Here is a 15,639-nt window from a genome sequence, read left to right as displayed (position 1 = left end):
GTGGCGTCTCCCCTATGGGCGAACCACTCGACTCCCGCGAGCAACAGGTCGTCGAGGTCATCGACCGCCTCGAAGGCGTCTACCCCGAACCCGAAATCTCGCTGAACTTCGACACGAGGTTAGAGCTCCTCATCGCCGTCGTCCTCTCCGCGCAGTGCACCGACGAGCGCGTGAACAAGGTCACCGCGGACCTCTTCGAGAAGTACCACTCCGCCGAGGACTACGCGAACGCCGACGTCGACGACATCGCCGACGACATCGACTCCATCACCTACTACAACTCGAAGGCCGGCTACATCCACGACGCCTGCGAGCAAATCATCGCCGAACACGACGGCGAGGTCCCCGACACCATGAGCGAACTCACCGACCTCCCCGGCGTCGGGCGGAAGACCGCGAACGTCGTCCTCCAACACGGCCACGACATAACCGAGGGAATCGTCGTCGACACCCACGTCCAACGCATCAGCCGCCGACTCGGCATAACAGAGGAAGAACGCCCCGAGAAAATCGAAACCGACCTGATGAGCGTCGTCCCCGAAGAACACTGGAAGGAGTACACCCACTGGCTCATCAGCCACGGCCGCGACACCTGCACCGCCCGCAACCCAGATTGTTCGGACTGCGTCCTCGAAGACATCTGCCCCTCCAGCAAACTCGACCACGACACCGACCTCGCCGACGGCAGCGCCTGGTAACGACCGCGAACGCTCTCTCGCTCCCGTTCGGCACCTCGCCTTCTCGCGGCTCCTAGCCGTCGAGAGCGGTGTTCCTCTGTCGCGCTGACTCACGGCTTCGCCGTTCGCCTTCTCGCGGTTCTCACTCGCTGCGCTCGCTCACGGGTCGCAGGCTCCCCGTTCGCCTTCTCGCGGTTCTCGCTCGCTTCGCGCTGGCTCACGGCTTCGCCGTTCGCCTTCTCGCGGTTCTCACTCGCGCCTTCGGCGCTCGCTCCGAACCGCGTTACTCGTAAAACCCGCGTGACTCCCCGGTCGTGAGAAGCTCGACGGGCCGCCCGGCTTCGACGTGGACGGGCGTATCGGGGTCGAGCGGGCCGACGTCGTCGCGGTCGACGAGGAGGGTGACGGGCGTTTCGTCGCGTTCGATGGTGAGGTCGAGGGGCGGGGAGAGCACCCAGTCGGTGTGGTCGATGCGGAAGGGGGCGATGGGGACGACGGAGACGACGGGCGCGCCCGGTTCGACGACCGGGCCGTCGGCGGCGGCGTTGTACCCGCGGCTCCCGGTCGGCGTCGCGACGAGGAGGCCGTCCGCGCGCACTTCGTCGACGGTCGCGTTCCGCGTGTGAACGCCGTACTCGGAGATCTCTGCGACCTCCGCCGTCACGAGCATCACGTCCGCGAGCGCGCGGTACGACGAGTCGCCGGCGGACACGGTCAGCGTCGCGCGCTCTCGCGTTCCCGTGTCGCCCTCGACGAGCGCCGCGACGGCCTGCGGGAGGCTCTCGCGCGGCACGCCCTCGTAGCCGCGGCCCGCGCCCACCGGGAGGACGGGCGTCGCGGCGTCCGCGTGCACGACGTCCAACAGCGCCTCCTCGCCGAGCGCGACCGCCGCGTCGTACGAACCGACCGCCCCGGCGTCCACCGCACGCCCCGACGCACCGTGGTCCTCGACGAGCGCGACGGCCTCCCCCGAGCCCTCGCCGACGACCGCGACTCTATCCATTACCCGACGCGACTCACCCCACGATGAAAAATCCGTATGGCTCACCGCCGACCCGCACTCGGCGTTGACGCGACTGCCCTCGGCCGCAGCCATCCGAGCGCGGAAACTCAGCAAACGGACCGCTCGTCCTCGCAGCTGTTAGTCGTCGTAGGGCCAGTCGCCAGTGATCTGCATGCCCTTCGCTTGGTCGTCGCGTTCGAGGCCGGCGGCGATGTCCTCGGGGCTGGCGTGCGCGACGGTGAAGCCGTCGTCGGCGAGGCGGACGGCGAGCTCCGCGAGGAGAATCGCTTGCTCGCGGAAGTCGCGGACTTCGAGCTTGTCGAGGGTGTCGGCGAACGTGTGCCCCCACCCGCGGCCGCTCCCTCCGGTGTCGCTGGCGACGTGGTAGCCGGGGACGCCCCACTTCGTGTACTCCCAGTGGTCGGAGTGCGGCCCCATCTCCGGCGTCACCGAGACGGGGTGGCCGAAGTCGCTCCCCAGGGATTCGGCGGCGTCGACGAGCGCGTCGAACCGGTGGCTCGTGAAGGAGAGCGTGCGTCCCTGCGTCACGCCGTCGAAGTTGAGCACCGTCTTCACGGCGTCGAGATCGCGGTTCGCGGCGTCGTAGGCGGCCCCGACGAGACCGACCTCCTCCGCGCCGAAACAGATGAAGTGGACCTTCGTGTCGAGTTCCGCCTCGCGCTCCGCGAGGACGCGTGCGACCTCCACGACCATCGCCGTGCCCGCGCCGTTGTCCATCGCGCCCTCCGCGATGTCGTGCGCGTCGACGTGCGAAGTGACGAGGACTTCCTCTTCCGTGTCGGGGCCGAGTTCCGCGTGGACGTTCTGGCTCGTCGCCTCGTACGTCTCTGCGGCCGTCTCCACCGTCACCTCGTCGCCCTCCCAGCGCCGCGCGAGGCGCGCGCCGACCTCCGAAGAGACGCCGACGGCGGGGATGTCGCCGATGGGGTTCTCCTCGTTCCCGACGCTCCCGGTGGGCGGCAGGCAGCCCTCGACGTGGTTCTTGTAGACGAACGCGGCCGCGCCCGCCTCCACCGCGTGGTAGTACTTCTCGCGGCGGTGGATGTAGCGGTCGAACCAGCCCGGCACGTCCGACGCGACCATCACGACCTTCCCCTCGACGTCGGCGTTCTCGAAGTCCTCCGGGAGACCGTACCCGAGGTCGACGAACTCCCCGGCCGCCGTGCCCGTCGGACTCCGCGGAAGCGCGATACAGTCCTGAGGCTCGCCGCCCGCGAGAATCTCGCTCATCTCCCGCTCCCACCCCTGCAGGTCGAACTCGTCGAGGCGCGCGTTCCGCGCGTACTCGCCGAGCGCGTCCCGCGTCGCCTCGGCGGCCTCGCGCTCGCCGTCCGTCCCTGCCATCCGGTCGCCGATGTCGACGAGCGTCTCCAAGTGCGCCCAGCCGACGTCGCTCCGGAACGTCTCACCGATCCAATCTACCATACTCGGAGTGCACGGAGGACGCGGGTAATAGTTGCGAACGGGGGAGTGGATTGCCGACTGTGAACGAACGAGTGCCGACCAGCGAACCGGGCGTCCTTAGATGTCGGCGTCGAGCTCGGTCTCGGTGTCACCGAGCTCGCCGACGCAGTCGCCGACGAGCTCCGCGGGGTTCCCGATGGCCGTGCAGTGCGCGGGCACGGAGTCGAGGACGACGGACGCCGCGCCGACTTTCGCCTCCCGGCCGATGGTGATGGGGCCGAGCACGGTCGCGCCCGTCCCGATGGTCGCGCCGTCTTCGACCGTCGGGTGGCGTTTCTCCCGCTTCATCGAGTCGCCGCCGAGCGTCACGCCGTGGTACATCATCACGTCGTCGCCGATTTCGGCGGTTTCGCCGATGACGACGCCGTCGCCGTGGTCGATGAAGAACCGCCGGCCGATTTCCGCGCCGGGGTGGATTTCGACGCCGGTGAGGAAGCGCGCGAAGTGCGAGACGAGGCGTGCGAGGATGACGTGCCCGCGCTCGGAGAGCGGGTGGGCGAGGCGGTGGAGCCAGACCGCGTGCAGGCCGGGGTAACAGAGGAGGACCTCCACGGGGTGGCGGGCGGCCGGGTCCTTCTCCATCGCCGTTCGAACGTCCTCGCGCACGCGACTAAACATCACCCGTGCGTTCGGCGGCCGCGAGTAAAGGTCTACGCACTCGCCGACGACGACGTGACACGCACACACGCACCGCGGGAACGCAGAGCAGCAGCAGGAGAGGAGCTATTCGAGGTCGCCTTCGTCTTTCAGGCCGCCGATGATGTCGTCGACGAGGGACTCGACGTCCGCGTAGGGGAAGTCGGCGCGGCCGGAGAGTTTCGTCGCGAGCTCCATCGCCGTGTAGGATTTCCCGCCGGCTTCGAACTTCGTCGCCGGACCGCGGGGGAGCGCGGGGACGAGCGCCATCTGGTTCTTCACGGGGTAGTCGGCGTTCTCGAAGGCGTCGGTGAGCTGCTTCCGGAGTTCGGCTTCGGCTTCGCTTGGCATACCGGGTTCTGCTCGCGGGGAGGGGGTAAAGGTTGCGGGACACGAGGTCCGCTCGGGGCGGCGAACTGAAGGTTTTTCCCCGCCGGTGCCCGACAGAGAGGGTATGCGAGAGGCCCTCGCCGAGTGGCGGCCGGAGATTGACCGGGAGATCGAACGCGTCCTCCCGCGGGACCTCGACGCCGACTACCTGGCCGAGTTCTTCGGCGCGGCGCACTACGAGTACGACGAAGCCGCAATCGACGACGCGCTGTCGACTCCCGTCTGGGACCTCCTCGACAGAGGCGGGAAGCGCTGGCGCGCCGTCGCCTTCCTCGTGCTCGCCGACGGCCTCGGCGGCGACCCCGCCGAACTCCTGCCGTACGCGACGATTCCCGAAATCCTCCACAACGGCACCATCGTCGTGGACGACGTGGAGGACGAGGCGACGATGCGCCGCGGCGAGGAAGCCGTCCACCACCGCTACGGCACGGACGTCGCGCTCAACGCCGGGAACGCCCTCTACTTCATCCCGCTGAAGATCATCAGCCGGAACCCCGCCGACCTCGACCCCGCGGCGCGCCTCCGCATCTACGAGATGCTGACGTACGAGCTGAACCGCACGCACCTCGGGCAGGGGATGGACATCCGCTGGCACAACGACGACGCCGTCGACATCACCGAAGACGCCTACATGGAGATGTGCGCGTGCAAGACGGGGAGCCTCGGCCGCATCGTCGGCCGCCTCGCCGCCATCGTCACCGGCCACGACGAGCAGGTCGAAGAAGCGCTCGCGCGGTACATGGAGAAAGTCTGCATCGCCTTCCAGATCGGCGACGACATCCTCGACGTGGAACACACCATCGACGCCGACCGAGCGGGCGACTTCGGGAAGGCGTTCGGGAACGACATCCACGAGGGGAAGAAGACGCTGATGACCGTGCACGCCGTCGCGCACGCCGACCCCGAGCGCGCCCGCCGCCTCGAAGGAATCCTCGCCGACCCCGCCTCCACCGAAGCCGACGTCCTCGAAGCCATCGACGTCATCCAAGCGACTGACGGCGTCGACTACGCCCGCGAGGAGGCGTATCGGCTCTCCGCCGAGGCGCGCGCGCACCTCGACGACGTCCCGCTCAGCGACGACGCCCGCGCGCAGATGGACGAGTTCGCGCGGTTCGTCGTCGAGCGCGACGCCTGACCGCGACCTACCGGCAACCCGCGTGCGGAGTTCGAACCGTTAAGTAACCGCCGCACTCAGTCGACGTACGATGAGTTTTGACTACGACCTCCTGAAGGAACTCACGGAAGCACAGGGCGCGCCCGGCTACGAGGACCGAATCCGCGACATCGTTCGCCGCGAGTTCGACGGCGTCGCCGACGACGTCCGCACGGACGCGATGGGGAACGTCGTCGGCACAATCGAGGGCTCCGAGAACCCCGACTACGAGGTCGCCGTCGCCGCCCACATGGACGAGATCGGCTTCATGGTGAAACACGTTACTGATGACGGCTTCGTGCAGGTGGACGCGCTCGGCGGCTGGGACCCTCGCGTCCTCCGCGCGCAGCGCGTCACCGTCCACGCCAGCGAGGGCGACCTCCCCGGCGTCATCGGCTCCCCGCCGCCGCACACGCAGAAGGAAGAAGACCGGGAGAAGAAGGACGAAGTCGAGGACGTCTACGTCGACCTCGGGCTCTCCGGCGAGACCGTCCAGGAGAGAGTCGCGGTCGGCGACATCGTCACGATGTCCCAGGAGACCGAGCGCGTCGGCGACCTAGTAACGGGCAAGTCGATGGACGACCGCATCTGCCTCTTCACGATGCTCGAAGCGGCGAAGCGCGTCGACCCGGACGTCACCATCCACTTCGCGGCAACAGTGCAGGAGGAAGTCGGCCTCCGCGGCGCGAAAGCGCTCGGCGTCGACCTCGACCCCGACCTCGCCGTCGCCCTCGACGTCACCGTCGCCAACGACATCCCCCAGATCGGCAGCGACGCGAAAGCCGTCACCGACCTCGGCGACGGCGCGGCGATCAAACTCAAAGACGGCAGCGTCATCACCAACCCGAAAGTCCACCGCCGCATGCGCTCCGTCGCCGAAACCGAAGACATCCCCTACCAGATGGAGGTCCTCCCCGCCGGCGGCACCGACACCGCCGGCTTCCAGAACACCCACGGCGCGAAACCCGTCGGCGCAATCAGCATCCCCCTCCGCTACATGCACACCGTCACTGAAGCCGCGAACACCGACGACGTCGACGCCGCCATCGACCTCCTCACCGCCGTTCTCGACACCGAAACCGGCGAGCACGACTACACCTTATAACGCCCGCCGCTAGCCGCGACCGCCAGTCGGTCGCGGCTTTCACCTCTCCCGCTCGCGATCGTACCGGTCGAGCGAGAGACTTCAGATTCGACCCCGTCGCGAACGCCGCCGTTCGCGTATCTTCTTCCGGTTGACTCGGTGTCGCCGAAGGCGCTCCGGCGGCTTGAATCGGCTCCCCTCCGAATCGCTTCGAAACCAGGGTATCATCGCCGAAACGACCAGTGAGGTGGATCAGTGGATAACTCGACTCGGGAGGACGAGTTGGCTCAGAGCGAGAAGCACGGTCGCGGACAAGATACCCAGAAGTAGATTCAGTGTCTGGTGCGGAAATCGACTTGCGAGGTAGTACATGATCGCGAGCAGAGAAGCAACTCCGATTAGCTTGGGGACCGACCGCCAGTAAGTACGGAGGCGATTGATTCGGGAGGCCGTCATCGCTACCATCCCGAGGAGAACCAAGAGTATCGAATCCCACGCCTGATTGAAGAACGCTGTGAGTATCACGAGAAGGACGACAGCGAGTAGTGTCTCACCGATTCTGGGAGCGTGCAACGTATTGGGGCTGGACTCTCGCGCCCTCTCGTCAATGGTCTGATTCCGCAATACTCGAAGAGTACAACCCAGCAACACATAGAATTCCCTCAACATCGATGAGCGGTCGGACCGACGGAACGAGTCTCTGACTATCAGGTCGGTCACTCACTCGTCGTAGACGACGTCGCCGTCGACGCGGACCTCGATGGGGACGTGTCGGCGGTCGCCCTCTAAGTCGGCGGTGACGTTCTCGACGACCTGTCGGCCTTCGTCGACGAGGAGGCCCGTGAGTTTGCCGAGCACCCAGCTCGGCGAGACGAGCGGCGGGAGCGAGACGCTGGCGCTCTCGAAGGATTTCGGGCGGTACTCGACGCGGAGCGTGACGCGGGTCGCGGCGTCGACGCCCTCGGGGGCTTCGTCGCTCGCGCCCGCGAGCTGCCACCCCCCGCGGGCGTTCAGGTCCTCGGTGACTCTCCACGCGATGCGGTGTGGCGGCTCGACCTCGGTGACTTCGGTGTGGGCGGTGTAGTCGAGCTTCCACCACGCGAACGTGAGGGCGTACTCGGTGCCGGGGCCGCCGTCGCCGCGCTCCTCGACCGACCGGAGGTGCTCCGAGTAGCCCGCGTAGCCGGGAAAGTCGAGGAGGAACTCGTACACTCGGGCGGGCGGCGCGAAAATTACCGTCGTGACCTCGACTGTCTGCACACCCGAGAGTCCGCGGCGACGACCCTTATACTGTCGGCTCGCCCGTCGACTGCGCCGACCGGCGGCCTTTTACTCGCCTCCCTGCTACCGTCGAGTATGCCCGAGACTCCGCGCGTCGTCGTGGTCGGCGGCGGCCCCGCCGGCCTCACGGCCGCGACCTACACCGCGCGACACGACGTCGAAACCACCGTGCTGAACGCCCCGGAACCCATCCTCCGGCGGAACGCCCACCTGGAGAACGTCCCCGGCTTCCCCGCGGGCGTGAACTCCCGGCTCTTCCTCGACATGCTCGAAGACCAGGTCGAGCGCGCCGGCGCAGTCCGCGAGGAAGCCGAGGTCACGGCCGTGGCGCGCGACGACGAATCAGGCGTCTTCACGCTCGAAACCGCCGGCGGCGACGCCTACGAGGCCGATGTCGTCGTCGCCGCGACGAAGTCGAACCCCGACTACCTCGACGGACTCGACATCGACCGCCTCCAACACGGCTCGAAAGTCCACGTCGACGTCGACGACCGCGGACGCACCGGCGTCCCGGGGCTCTACGTCGCCGGCCGCCTCGCCGGGAAACCCCATCAGGCCGTCGTCGCGCTCGGCCACGGCGGCGAAGTCGGCGTCACGATACTCGAAGACGCCGATGTCCCCTTCTACCACGACTGGGTCGCCCCCGAGGGCTACTTCACCGGCCGCGGGCGCGACGTCCCGCCGGGCTGTGAGGAGATCGACGAGGGGGAACGCCGCGAGCGCGAAGCGGAATCCCGCGAGGTCATGCGCGAGTACTTCGCGGAGCCACACCCGGAGGAGCCGACGCAACACCCGAGCGTCGAAGACGACGACTGACGACGAATCGACTGACCGCGTACCCCACCGACCGACGCCCACCGCTCGCGAGCCTTTTTACGAGATGACGCGGCGAGTGCGGCGTGTGACGTAGCGTTCACCGGTCGACGGTTCGCGGTTGTGCGGCCGCGCGTCGACCGACTGATTCGACCCCGCCGGCGGCCGCCCGTTCGCACCTATCGAAAGCTGACGCTTCATCGCCGCAATTTAAGCCGTCGCCCCCCGCACTCGCGAGTGAATGCTCGAAGGAGTGAACGTCGTGCTCGGCGTGTCGGGGAGCATCGCGGCCGTGAAGGTCGTGGAGCTCGCGCACGAACTCCGCCGCCGCGGCGCGGACGTGCGCGCCGTCATGTCGCCGGCCGCGCAGGATATCGTCGACCCGTGGGCCGTGCAGTTCGCGACCGACAACCCCGTCGTCACGGAGATTACGGGGCGCGTCGAGCACGTCGAGCTCTGCGGCCGCGAGGGCTGGGGGGACGTGCTCCTGCTCGCGCCCGCGACGGCGAACACGGTCGGGAAGGTGGCAGGAGCGATCGACGACACGCCGCCGACGACCTGCGCGACGACGGCGCTCGGCACGGACATACCGGTCGTCGTCGCCCCCGCGATGCACGAGCCGATGTACGACCACCCCGGCGTCCTCGACAGCATCGCGCGCGTCGAGGAGTGGGGCGTCGACTTCGTCGACCCCCGAGTCGAAGAAGGGAAGGCGAAGATTGCGACGGAGGACGCCATCTGTCTCGACGTCGCGCGCGCCGTCGGCGACCGGCCGCTGGCGGGCGAAGAGATCGTCGTCACGTCCGGCGCGACGAGCGAGCCGGTGGACCCGGTGCGCGTCCTGACTAACCGGGCGTCCGGAAAGACGGGGCGTGCGGTCGCTCGCGCGTGCTACGTGCGCGGCGCGGCCGTCACACTCGTTCACGACGACGGCGACGTGCCGTACGCGACCGTCGAGCAGGTCGAGACGGGCGCGGAGATGCTCGCCGCGGTCGAGGACGCCGTCGAGGGCGCGGACGCGCTCGTGTCGGCCGCCGCCATCAGTGACTTCACCGTCGACGCGGCGACGGAGAAAATCCGCTCCGGGGAGCCGGTGACGCTCGACCTCGAACCGACGCCGAAACTCCTCGACACCGTGCGCGAGGCGCACCCGGACCTAGCGATGGTCGGCTTCAAGGCCGAGACGTCGGGGGACGACGACGAGATGATTCAGCAGGCGCGGGACCTCAGAAACCGCGTCGACCTCGCCTTCGTCGTCGCGAACGACGCGAGCGTCATGGGATCGGTCGAGACGCGCGCGCTCGTCGTGAAAGCCCGAAGCGCCGACGAGTTCGCGGGGAGCAAAGACGGCCTCGGATTCCGCGTCGCGGACGAGCTCGTCGAGACGCTCGACGACACCTGAGGCGGACGCGCCGATAGCTCCATAAGTCGGCCGGGTGACTCGTCGAGTATGTACGACTCTGTCCTCGTACCGACCGACGGGAGCGCGGTCGCCGACCAGGCCGTCGAGCACGCGATGCACATCGCGAAGCAGAACGACGCGGAACTACACGTGGTGCACGTCGTCGACCCGGACGCCATCCCGGTGTCGGCGAACGCCGGCCGCGTCGAGGACGAACTCACGGACGCCGGCGAGCGCATCCTCGAAGACGTCCGTGACCGCGCGGTCGGGAAGGGGCTCTACGTCGAGACGGAACTCCTCCTCGGTACGCCGCACGTCGAGATTCTCGACTACGTCGACGACCACGAGATCGACCTGGTCGTGATGGGGACGCACGGGAGGGGTGGCGTTAGCCGCCTCCTCCTCGGGAGTACGACGGAGCGCGTCGTCCGGAGCGCACGCGTTCCCGTGCTCACTGTGCATCTGGACGAGGAACCCGGCGAACAGTAGACGTTCGTTCAAACCTCGTTGTAGTAGCTCAAGTCCACTGTAATTATCTTCCGTTAGAGTGAAAGCCGGCGTCGGTCTCTTCTTAGCTATGAGCGACTCCGACCGGAAGATCCGCTGTCTCGTCGCGAAGGTCGGCCTCGACGGCCACGACCGCGGCGCACACGTCATCTCCCGTGCGTTCCGCGACGCGGGCTTCGAAGTCATCTACTCCGGCCTCCACAAATCCCCGGACGAAATCGTCCAGGCGGCGGTGCAAGAGGACGTCGACGTCGTCGGCATCTCCATCCTCTCCGGCGCGCACAACACGCTCGTCCCGAAAGTCATGGCGGGCCTCGAGGAGTACGGCGCGCTCCACGACACGCTCGTCCTCGTCGGCGGCATCATCCCCGAAGAGGACCGCGAGCGCCTCGAAGACGCCGGCGTCGACGGCATCTTCGGGCCGGGCACGCCGATGGAAGAGACTATCGAGTTCGTCCGCAACAACGTGAAACCACGCTAGATGGCTGACGCGGACCCCGAACTCATCGACGACCTGCTCGCCGGGAAGCACAGAGCGCTCGCGCGCGTCATCACGAAAATCGAGAACCGAAGCGAGGGCTACCGCGACCTCGTCTCCGCGCTCTACGCGCACACCGGGACCGCCGACGTCATCGGCATCACCGGCAGCCCGGGCGCTGGGAAATCCACGCTCGTGGACAAACTCGCAAAGCGCTACCGCGACCGCGGCGAGACGGTCGGCGTCATCGCCGTCGACCCCTCGAGTCCCTTCTCCGGCGGCGCGGTGCTCGGCGACCGCATCCGCATGGCGTCGAACGTCGGCGACATGGACGTCTTCTTCCGATCGATGAGCGCGCGCGGCAGCCTCGGCGGGCTCTCCACCGCCACCGGCGACGCCGTCCGCGCGCTCGACGCCTTCGGCAAGGACAAAGTCATCATCGAGACCGTCGGCGCGGGCCAGAACGAGATCGACATCGTCCGCACCGCCGACACCGTCGCCGTCCTCGTCCCGCCCAGCAGCGGCGACGACGTCCAGATGCTCAAAGCCGGCATCCTCGAAATCGGCGACGTCTTCGTCGTGAACAAAGCCGACCTCGCCGGGAGCGATAAGACGGTGCAGGAGCTCCGCGGGATGCTGGAGATGCGCGAGTCGGAGGGCCCCGACGACTGGGAGCCCGAAATCGTCGAGACGGTGGCGAAGACCGACGAGGGCGTCGCGGGGCTCGTGGAGACGTTCGACGACCACGCGGCGTGGCTCGACGAGACTGGCGAGCGCGAGGCGCGCGAGCGCCGGCGGACGGCCGAGGAGATCCGCCGCCTCCTCCGGAACGACCTCTCCCGGCTCGCCGAGCGCGAACTCGAACGCAAGGGCGGCATCGAGGAGTTCGTGGATTCCGTCGTCGCGCGCGAGACCGACCCGTACTCGGTCGTCGACGACCTCCTCGACCCCTTCGAAGCCGTCACCGACGAGTCCGACGGCCGTCACAACGACTAACCGTTCGCCCGTCGTCGATTTCGACATGAACCTCCGGAACGCGCTCGCCGCGACGGCGGGCGGACTCGCCGCGACGGGCGTCGCGAACCGACTGCTCGAACGCCGCGCCGGCCATCTCGGCCCGCCGCTCGACGGCCGCCAGCGCGTCCACCGCTGGCGCGGGTTCGACGTCGCGTACACCGAAGCCGGCGACGCTGACGACCCCGACGTCCTCCTCCTCCACGGCCTCTCGCCTGCGGCGTCCGCCCACGAGTTCCGCGGCGTCTTCGACGCGTTGAGCGAGCGCTACCACGTCGTCGCTCCCGACCTCCCCGGGTTCGGCCGGAGCGACCGCCCGGACGTCACCTACGACGCGGAGCGCTACGTCCAGTTCGTCGGCGACTTCGCCGACGCCGTCGTCGAGAACCCCACCGTCCTCGCGTCCGGTCTCACCGGCGCGTACGCCGCGATGGCCGCGGGACGGGGCGGCGACGACGCCGCGGGCGGCGCGGCCGTCGACCGCCTCTGTCTCGTCTGCCCGACCGCCGACACCGCCGTCGACCGGCCGTGGCTCGAATCCGTCCTCCGAACGCCCGTCGTCGGCCACGGACTGTTCAACGCCCTCGTCTCGAAGCCCGCACTGGAGTATCTCGACCAGCGCGACGACTACTACCACCCGCAGGACGTCGGCGCGGGCGTCGTCGAGTACCAGTGGCGGACCGCTCATCAGGCCGGCGCGCAGTACGCGCCCGCCGCCCTCTTCGGCGGCCGCCTCGACCCCGTCGTCGACCTCGGGAGCGAACTCGCGGCCGTCGACTGTCCCGTCACCCTCGTCTGGGGGCGCGAAGCGCGAACGCCGCCGCTCGCCGCCGGCCGCACGCTCGCAGAGGACGCCGACGCCCGACTCGTCGTCCTCGACGAATCCCGACGCCGCCCGCACGCAGAACACCCCGAAATCGTCCTCGAAGCGCTCGCCGCCGACCTACCGCGGCTCGAAGACGACTGACCGCTCCGTCTCTGCGTCTCCTGTCTCTCCCCCGTCCCCGCCCGCTTCGCCTTCTGCGCTCGCGCCGCCGTCGACGCCGACAGTGACAGTCATGCCCGTCTCGACGTCGTCCGCGTCGACGCCACGCAGGATGCCGGTGAGGTTCACCGGACCGAAGTCGACGACCGCAGTCACGTAGGGGGCGTCGTCGACGAACGACGGCGTCGCCACGTGAACCTCCGTGTACGAGGCGACGTCGCCCGTCTCCGGGAGGGGTTCCTCGCGGAGGTCGCCGCCGCAGCGCGGGCAGACGCGGCGCGGCGGCAGGCTTCCGTGGTCGTTCTCGCAGGCGAGGTAGTAGCCTGTGCCGTCCGCGAGCGCGTCGAGGAAGTCGTCGTAGCCGGCGTCCCGCGCCATCAGTCGAGCACCTCCAGCACGTGGACGGTGGCAGACGCGACCGTGCCGCCGGCGTTGTGCGCGACGCCGACACGCGCCCCGGAGACGGCGTCACTGTTGTGGTGGTCGCCGCGGAGGAGGCTCGTCACTTCGGCGAGCTGGCTCACGCCCGTCGCGCCGACCGGGTGGCCCTTGGCCTTCAGCCCGCCGGAGAGGTTCACGGGGATTCGGCCGTCCTTCCTCGTCTCGCCCTCGCGGGCGGCGGTGATGCCGTCGCCGCGCTCGGCGAACCCGAGTGATTCGACGGCGAGGACTTCGGCAATAGTAAAACAGTCGTGGACTTCGGCGAGGTCGACGTCGTCGGCGTCGATGCCGGCGTCGTCGTAGGCTTCCGCGGCCGCGTCGTCCGCGGCGGGCGACGCCGCCATCGACGCGCGGTCCTGGAGCGCCATCATGTCCCCGCCCTGCCCCGTCCCGGTGACGGCGACGGGCGCGTCGAGGTCGTGTTCGTCGGCGTAGTCGTCGCTCACGAGCACGGCCGCGCTCGCGCCGTCCGTGATGGGGCAGGCGTCGTAGAGGTGGAGCGGGGAGGCGACGGTCGGCGAGTCGAGCGCCTGCTCGACCGTGATTTCCTTCTGGTACTGCGCGTGCTCGTTCCCGACGGCGTTCGCGTGGTTCTTCACCGCGATGTGCGCGAGGTCCTCCCGACTCCCGCCGTGCTCCTCGAAGTACGCGCGCGCCATCAGGCCGTACGCGCCGGGGAAGGTGAGGCCCGCGCGGACCTCGTAGAGGTCGTCCGCGGCGATGGCGAGCCCCTCCGTCGTCTCGTCCGTGCCGACGTGACTCATGCGCTCTGCGCCGCCGACGACGAGCACGTCCGCCTCGCCGTTCCGCACGTCTTTCACTGCCTGTCGGAGCGCCACGCCGGAAGACGCACACGCCGACTCGTAGCGCGTCGCCGGCGCGCGCACGCCGAGCGCCTCCGCGGCGAGCGGGCCCGTATGTCCTTGGTGCTCTGCGACTTCACCCATGAAGTTCCCGTAGAAGACGCTCTCGACGTCTTCTCGCGGCACTCCCGCGTCCTCCAGTGCGACGGCTCCCGCCTCCGCGAACAGGTCTCGGCTGGTGCGCTCCGGGTGACTCCCGAAGTGCGTCAGCCCCACGCCGGCAACACGAACGTTCGTCATACACGGAGGTTAGACGACCGTCGTGAAAAGACCGCCGGATACGGCCGTCGCGTCCGACGAGAACGCGCGAGAACCGACCAACTACCCGACACGCCCGCTCACACCTGTCGACCAGTGATTCGTCACGCGTCGAACCACTGACTGCCGGGAACATTCTCAGCCGTGAGAATAAGCGGAAAGCACTGAGAGATCACCGGCAGTCGAAGCCGCCGCATCGAGCCCGTCGCGTCCGCCGTCGCTACATCCCCATGTCGGCGGCGGCCTCGGGAACCGGGAGGTCGTTCGGCGAGACGCCGAGCAGCTCCGCCGCGTGGTCGAGCGCCATATCGAACCCGTAGTAGCGTTCGAGCTCGTCGCCGTCGGCGGTCGGCCGGACTTTGAGCATCGCGTACCCCTCGCGGTTCTGCGCGATTGCCGCCGTCGCGCGCTCCCCCTCGAACTCTAACACGCGTTCCTCCGCCGTCTCGTAGTAACGCGCCGTGATACCGTTCGCGTCCGCGGTCTCCGCGTCAGACATACCCGGAGTTCTCGGCCCCGACAGTCGAAGGTATCGGTACGAGCCGAGCGCCAGCCGGTTCGGCCTTCACGCGTTAGGTCTGTTCGATGTCGTCGACGTAGGATTCGGTGACGGGTGAGCGGTAAGCGTCGAAGTCGTCGAGGAGTTCGGGAACGGTGTCGGCGACGAGGACCATGTCGCGGTGGTCGTCGGCGATGAAGCCCTCGTCGGTCTGGTGGTCGAAGAAGGCGAGGAGGTCGTCGAAGTAGCCCTCGACGTTGAGGAAGCCACAGGGGTTCGCGTGGAAGCCGAGTTGCGCCCACGTGACGACTTCGACGATTTCTTCGAGCGTGCCGAAGCCGCCGGGGAGGGCGGCGAAGCCGTCGGCGCGTTCGGCCATCCGGGCTTTCCGGGCGTGCATCGATTCGACGACGTCGAGTTCGGTGAGGCCCGGATGGGCGTGCTCTTTGTCGTCGAGCGCTTCGGGGATGACGCCGTAGGCGTCGCCGCCGCCGTCGACGACAGCGTCCGCGACCGCGCCCATCATTCCGACGCTCCCGCCGCCGTAGACGAGCGCGATATCCCGCTCGGCGAGCGCGCCGCCCAGTTCGCGCGCCGCCTCGACGTACGCCGGGTCCGCGCCGGGACTCGACCCGCAGTACACGCAGAGCGCATCCATGCCTCGACGTTC

At 68.6% G+C, this 15,639-nt stretch carries 18 protein-coding genes; 9 read left to right on the top strand and 9 right to left on the bottom strand.

Annotation, left to right across the window (positions count from 1 at the left end):
* Positions 1-14 precede the first annotated feature (14 nt).
* Positions 15-698 (top strand): endonuclease III, encoded by a 684-nt coding sequence (gene nth, locus IEY26_RS08985; protein WP_188978097.1) that lies wholly within the window; start codon positions 15-17, stop codon positions 696-698.
* Positions 699-960: 262 nt separating this feature from the next.
* Here the strand turns inward: nth and IEY26_RS08980 are convergent, their stop codons facing one another.
* The 4 genes from IEY26_RS08980 to IEY26_RS08965 form a co-directional block, all read right to left on the bottom strand.
* Positions 961-1,680 carry an NAD(+)/NADH kinase gene (locus IEY26_RS08980; protein ID WP_188978095.1) on the bottom strand — a complete coding sequence of 240 codons (720 nt, stop codon included), beginning with the start codon at positions 1,678-1,680 and terminating at the stop codon, positions 961-963.
* Between the two features lie 138 nt (positions 1,681-1,818).
* Entirely contained in the window at positions 1,819-3,126 is a 1,308-nt protein-coding gene (locus IEY26_RS08975; RefSeq protein WP_188978093.1) for a M28 family peptidase, read from the bottom strand.
* Positions 3,127-3,222: 96 nt separating this feature from the next.
* On the bottom strand, positions 3,223-3,783 hold the full coding sequence (cysE, locus tag IEY26_RS08970; RefSeq protein ID WP_188978091.1) for a serine O-acetyltransferase: 561 nt from the start codon (positions 3,781-3,783) through the stop codon (positions 3,223-3,225).
* A gap of 105 nt (positions 3,784-3,888) precedes the next feature.
* A complete protein-coding gene (locus tag IEY26_RS08965; RefSeq protein WP_188978089.1) occupies positions 3,889-4,152 on the bottom strand; it encodes an MTH865 family protein in 264 nt (87 codons plus the stop codon).
* Between the two features lie 103 nt (positions 4,153-4,255).
* On the opposite strand from IEY26_RS08965, the gene IEY26_RS08960 reads away from it, so the two are divergent.
* Entirely contained in the window at positions 4,256-5,326 is a 1,071-nt protein-coding gene (locus tag IEY26_RS08960) for a polyprenyl synthetase family protein (RefSeq protein ID WP_188978087.1), read from the top strand.
* Positions 5,327-5,396: 70 nt separating this feature from the next.
* A complete protein-coding gene (locus tag IEY26_RS08955) occupies positions 5,397-6,449 on the top strand; it encodes a M42 family metallopeptidase (RefSeq protein ID WP_188978085.1) in 1,053 nt (350 codons plus the stop codon).
* Positions 6,450-7,148: 699 nt separating this feature from the next.
* On the opposite strand, the gene IEY26_RS08950 is transcribed toward IEY26_RS08955, so the two are convergent.
* A complete protein-coding gene (locus IEY26_RS08950) occupies positions 7,149-7,688 on the bottom strand; it encodes an SRPBCC family protein (RefSeq protein ID WP_188978083.1) in 540 nt (179 codons plus the stop codon).
* Between the two features lie 96 nt (positions 7,689-7,784).
* On the opposite strand from IEY26_RS08950, the gene IEY26_RS08945 reads away from it, so the two are divergent.
* The 6 genes from IEY26_RS08945 to IEY26_RS08920 all read left to right on the top strand — a co-directional run bounded on the left by IEY26_RS08945 (position 7,785) and on the right by IEY26_RS08920 (position 12,890).
* Entirely contained in the window at positions 7,785-8,525 is a 741-nt protein-coding gene (locus tag IEY26_RS08945; protein ID WP_188978081.1) for an NAD(P)/FAD-dependent oxidoreductase, read from the top strand.
* A 238-nt stretch (positions 8,526-8,763) separates the two neighbouring features.
* Positions 8,764-9,924, top strand: a complete 1,161-nt coding sequence (coaBC, locus tag IEY26_RS08940; protein ID WP_188978079.1) for a bifunctional phosphopantothenoylcysteine decarboxylase/phosphopantothenate--cysteine ligase CoaBC — start codon at positions 8,764-8,766, stop codon at positions 9,922-9,924.
* Between the two features lie 48 nt (positions 9,925-9,972).
* Positions 9,973-10,413 carry a universal stress protein gene (locus IEY26_RS08935; protein WP_188978077.1) on the top strand — a complete coding sequence of 147 codons (441 nt, stop codon included), beginning with the start codon at positions 9,973-9,975 and terminating at the stop codon, positions 10,411-10,413.
* An 88-nt stretch (positions 10,414-10,501) separates the two neighbouring features.
* Positions 10,502-10,912 (top strand): cobalamin B12-binding domain-containing protein, encoded by a 411-nt coding sequence (locus tag IEY26_RS08930; protein ID WP_188978075.1) that lies wholly within the window; start codon positions 10,502-10,504, stop codon positions 10,910-10,912.
* Positions 10,913-11,905, top strand: coding sequence for a methylmalonyl Co-A mutase-associated GTPase MeaB (gene meaB / locus IEY26_RS08925; RefSeq protein WP_188978073.1), 993 nt, complete (start codon positions 10,913-10,915; stop codon positions 11,903-11,905).
* 25 nt (positions 11,906-11,930) lie between these two features.
* Positions 11,931-12,890 carry an alpha/beta fold hydrolase gene (locus tag IEY26_RS08920; RefSeq protein ID WP_188978072.1) on the top strand — a complete coding sequence of 320 codons (960 nt, stop codon included), beginning with the start codon at positions 11,931-11,933 and terminating at the stop codon, positions 12,888-12,890.
* Here IEY26_RS08920 and IEY26_RS08915 read toward each other — a convergent pair.
* From IEY26_RS08915 to IEY26_RS08900, 4 genes are all read right to left on the bottom strand, one after another.
* A complete protein-coding gene (locus IEY26_RS08915) occupies positions 12,867-13,286 on the bottom strand; it encodes a Zn-ribbon domain-containing OB-fold protein (protein ID WP_188978070.1) in 420 nt (139 codons plus the stop codon). The genes IEY26_RS08920 and IEY26_RS08915 overlap by 24 nt on opposite strands.
* A complete protein-coding gene (locus IEY26_RS08910; RefSeq protein ID WP_188978068.1) occupies positions 13,286-14,452 on the bottom strand; it encodes a thiolase domain-containing protein in 1,167 nt (388 codons plus the stop codon). The genes IEY26_RS08915 and IEY26_RS08910 overlap by 1 nt, the downstream gene beginning before the upstream one ends.
* A gap of 238 nt (positions 14,453-14,690) precedes the next feature.
* Positions 14,691-14,969: a DUF7111 family protein gene (locus IEY26_RS08905; RefSeq protein WP_188978066.1), complete on the bottom strand. Its 279-nt coding sequence runs from the start codon at positions 14,967-14,969 to the stop codon at positions 14,691-14,693.
* Between the two features lie 73 nt (positions 14,970-15,042).
* Positions 15,043-15,627, bottom strand: coding sequence for an LOG family protein (locus IEY26_RS08900; protein ID WP_188978064.1), 585 nt, complete (start codon positions 15,625-15,627; stop codon positions 15,043-15,045).
* Between the last annotated feature and the right edge of the window lie 12 nt (positions 15,628-15,639).

This window comes from Halocalculus aciditolerans, assembly GCF_014647475.1.
Classification (GTDB): domain Archaea; phylum Halobacteriota; class Halobacteria; order Halobacteriales; family Halobacteriaceae; genus Halocalculus; species Halocalculus aciditolerans.
This window is presented reverse-complemented; position numbering and strand designations above follow the sequence as displayed.

Bases quoted from the DNA above. Each gene is read 5' to 3' on its own strand.
- nth (WP_188978097.1), top strand. From the start codon at position 15: ATGGGCGAACCACTCGACTCCCGCGAGCAACAGGTCGTCGAGGTCATC.
- IEY26_RS08905 (WP_188978066.1), bottom strand. From the start codon at position 14,969: ATGTCTGACGCGGAGACCGCGGACGCGAACGGTATCACGGCGCGTTAC.
- cysE (WP_188978091.1), bottom strand. From the start codon at position 3,783: ATGTTTAGTCGCGTGCGCGAGGACGTTCGAACGGCGATGGAGAAGGAC.
- IEY26_RS08920 (WP_188978072.1), top strand. From the start codon at position 11,931: ATGAACCTCCGGAACGCGCTCGCCGCGACGGCGGGCGGACTCGCCGCG.
- IEY26_RS08930 (WP_188978075.1), top strand. From the start codon at position 10,502: ATGAGCGACTCCGACCGGAAGATCCGCTGTCTCGTCGCGAAGGTCGGC.
- IEY26_RS08975 (WP_188978093.1), bottom strand. From the start codon at position 3,126: ATGGTAGATTGGATCGGTGAGACGTTCCGGAGCGACGTCGGCTGGGCG.
- IEY26_RS08945 (WP_188978081.1), top strand. From the start codon at position 7,785: ATGCCCGAGACTCCGCGCGTCGTCGTGGTCGGCGGCGGCCCCGCCGGC.
- IEY26_RS08915 (WP_188978070.1), bottom strand. From the start codon at position 13,286: ATGGCGCGGGACGCCGGCTACGACGACTTCCTCGACGCGCTCGCGGAC.
- coaBC (WP_188978079.1), top strand. From the start codon at position 8,764: ATGCTCGAAGGAGTGAACGTCGTGCTCGGCGTGTCGGGGAGCATCGCG.
- IEY26_RS08900 (WP_188978064.1), bottom strand. From the start codon at position 15,627: ATGGATGCGCTCTGCGTGTACTGCGGGTCGAGTCCCGGCGCGGACCCG.
- IEY26_RS08960 (WP_188978087.1), top strand. From the start codon at position 4,256: ATGCGAGAGGCCCTCGCCGAGTGGCGGCCGGAGATTGACCGGGAGATC.
- IEY26_RS08980 (WP_188978095.1), bottom strand. From the start codon at position 1,680: ATGGATAGAGTCGCGGTCGTCGGCGAGGGCTCGGGGGAGGCCGTCGCG.
- meaB (WP_188978073.1), top strand. From the start codon at position 10,913: ATGGCTGACGCGGACCCCGAACTCATCGACGACCTGCTCGCCGGGAAG.
- IEY26_RS08910 (WP_188978068.1), bottom strand. From the start codon at position 14,452: ATGACGAACGTTCGTGTTGCCGGCGTGGGGCTGACGCACTTCGGGAGT.
- IEY26_RS08935 (WP_188978077.1), top strand. From the start codon at position 9,973: ATGTACGACTCTGTCCTCGTACCGACCGACGGGAGCGCGGTCGCCGAC.
- IEY26_RS08965 (WP_188978089.1), bottom strand. From the start codon at position 4,152: ATGCCAAGCGAAGCCGAAGCCGAACTCCGGAAGCAGCTCACCGACGCC.
- IEY26_RS08955 (WP_188978085.1), top strand. From the start codon at position 5,397: ATGAGTTTTGACTACGACCTCCTGAAGGAACTCACGGAAGCACAGGGC.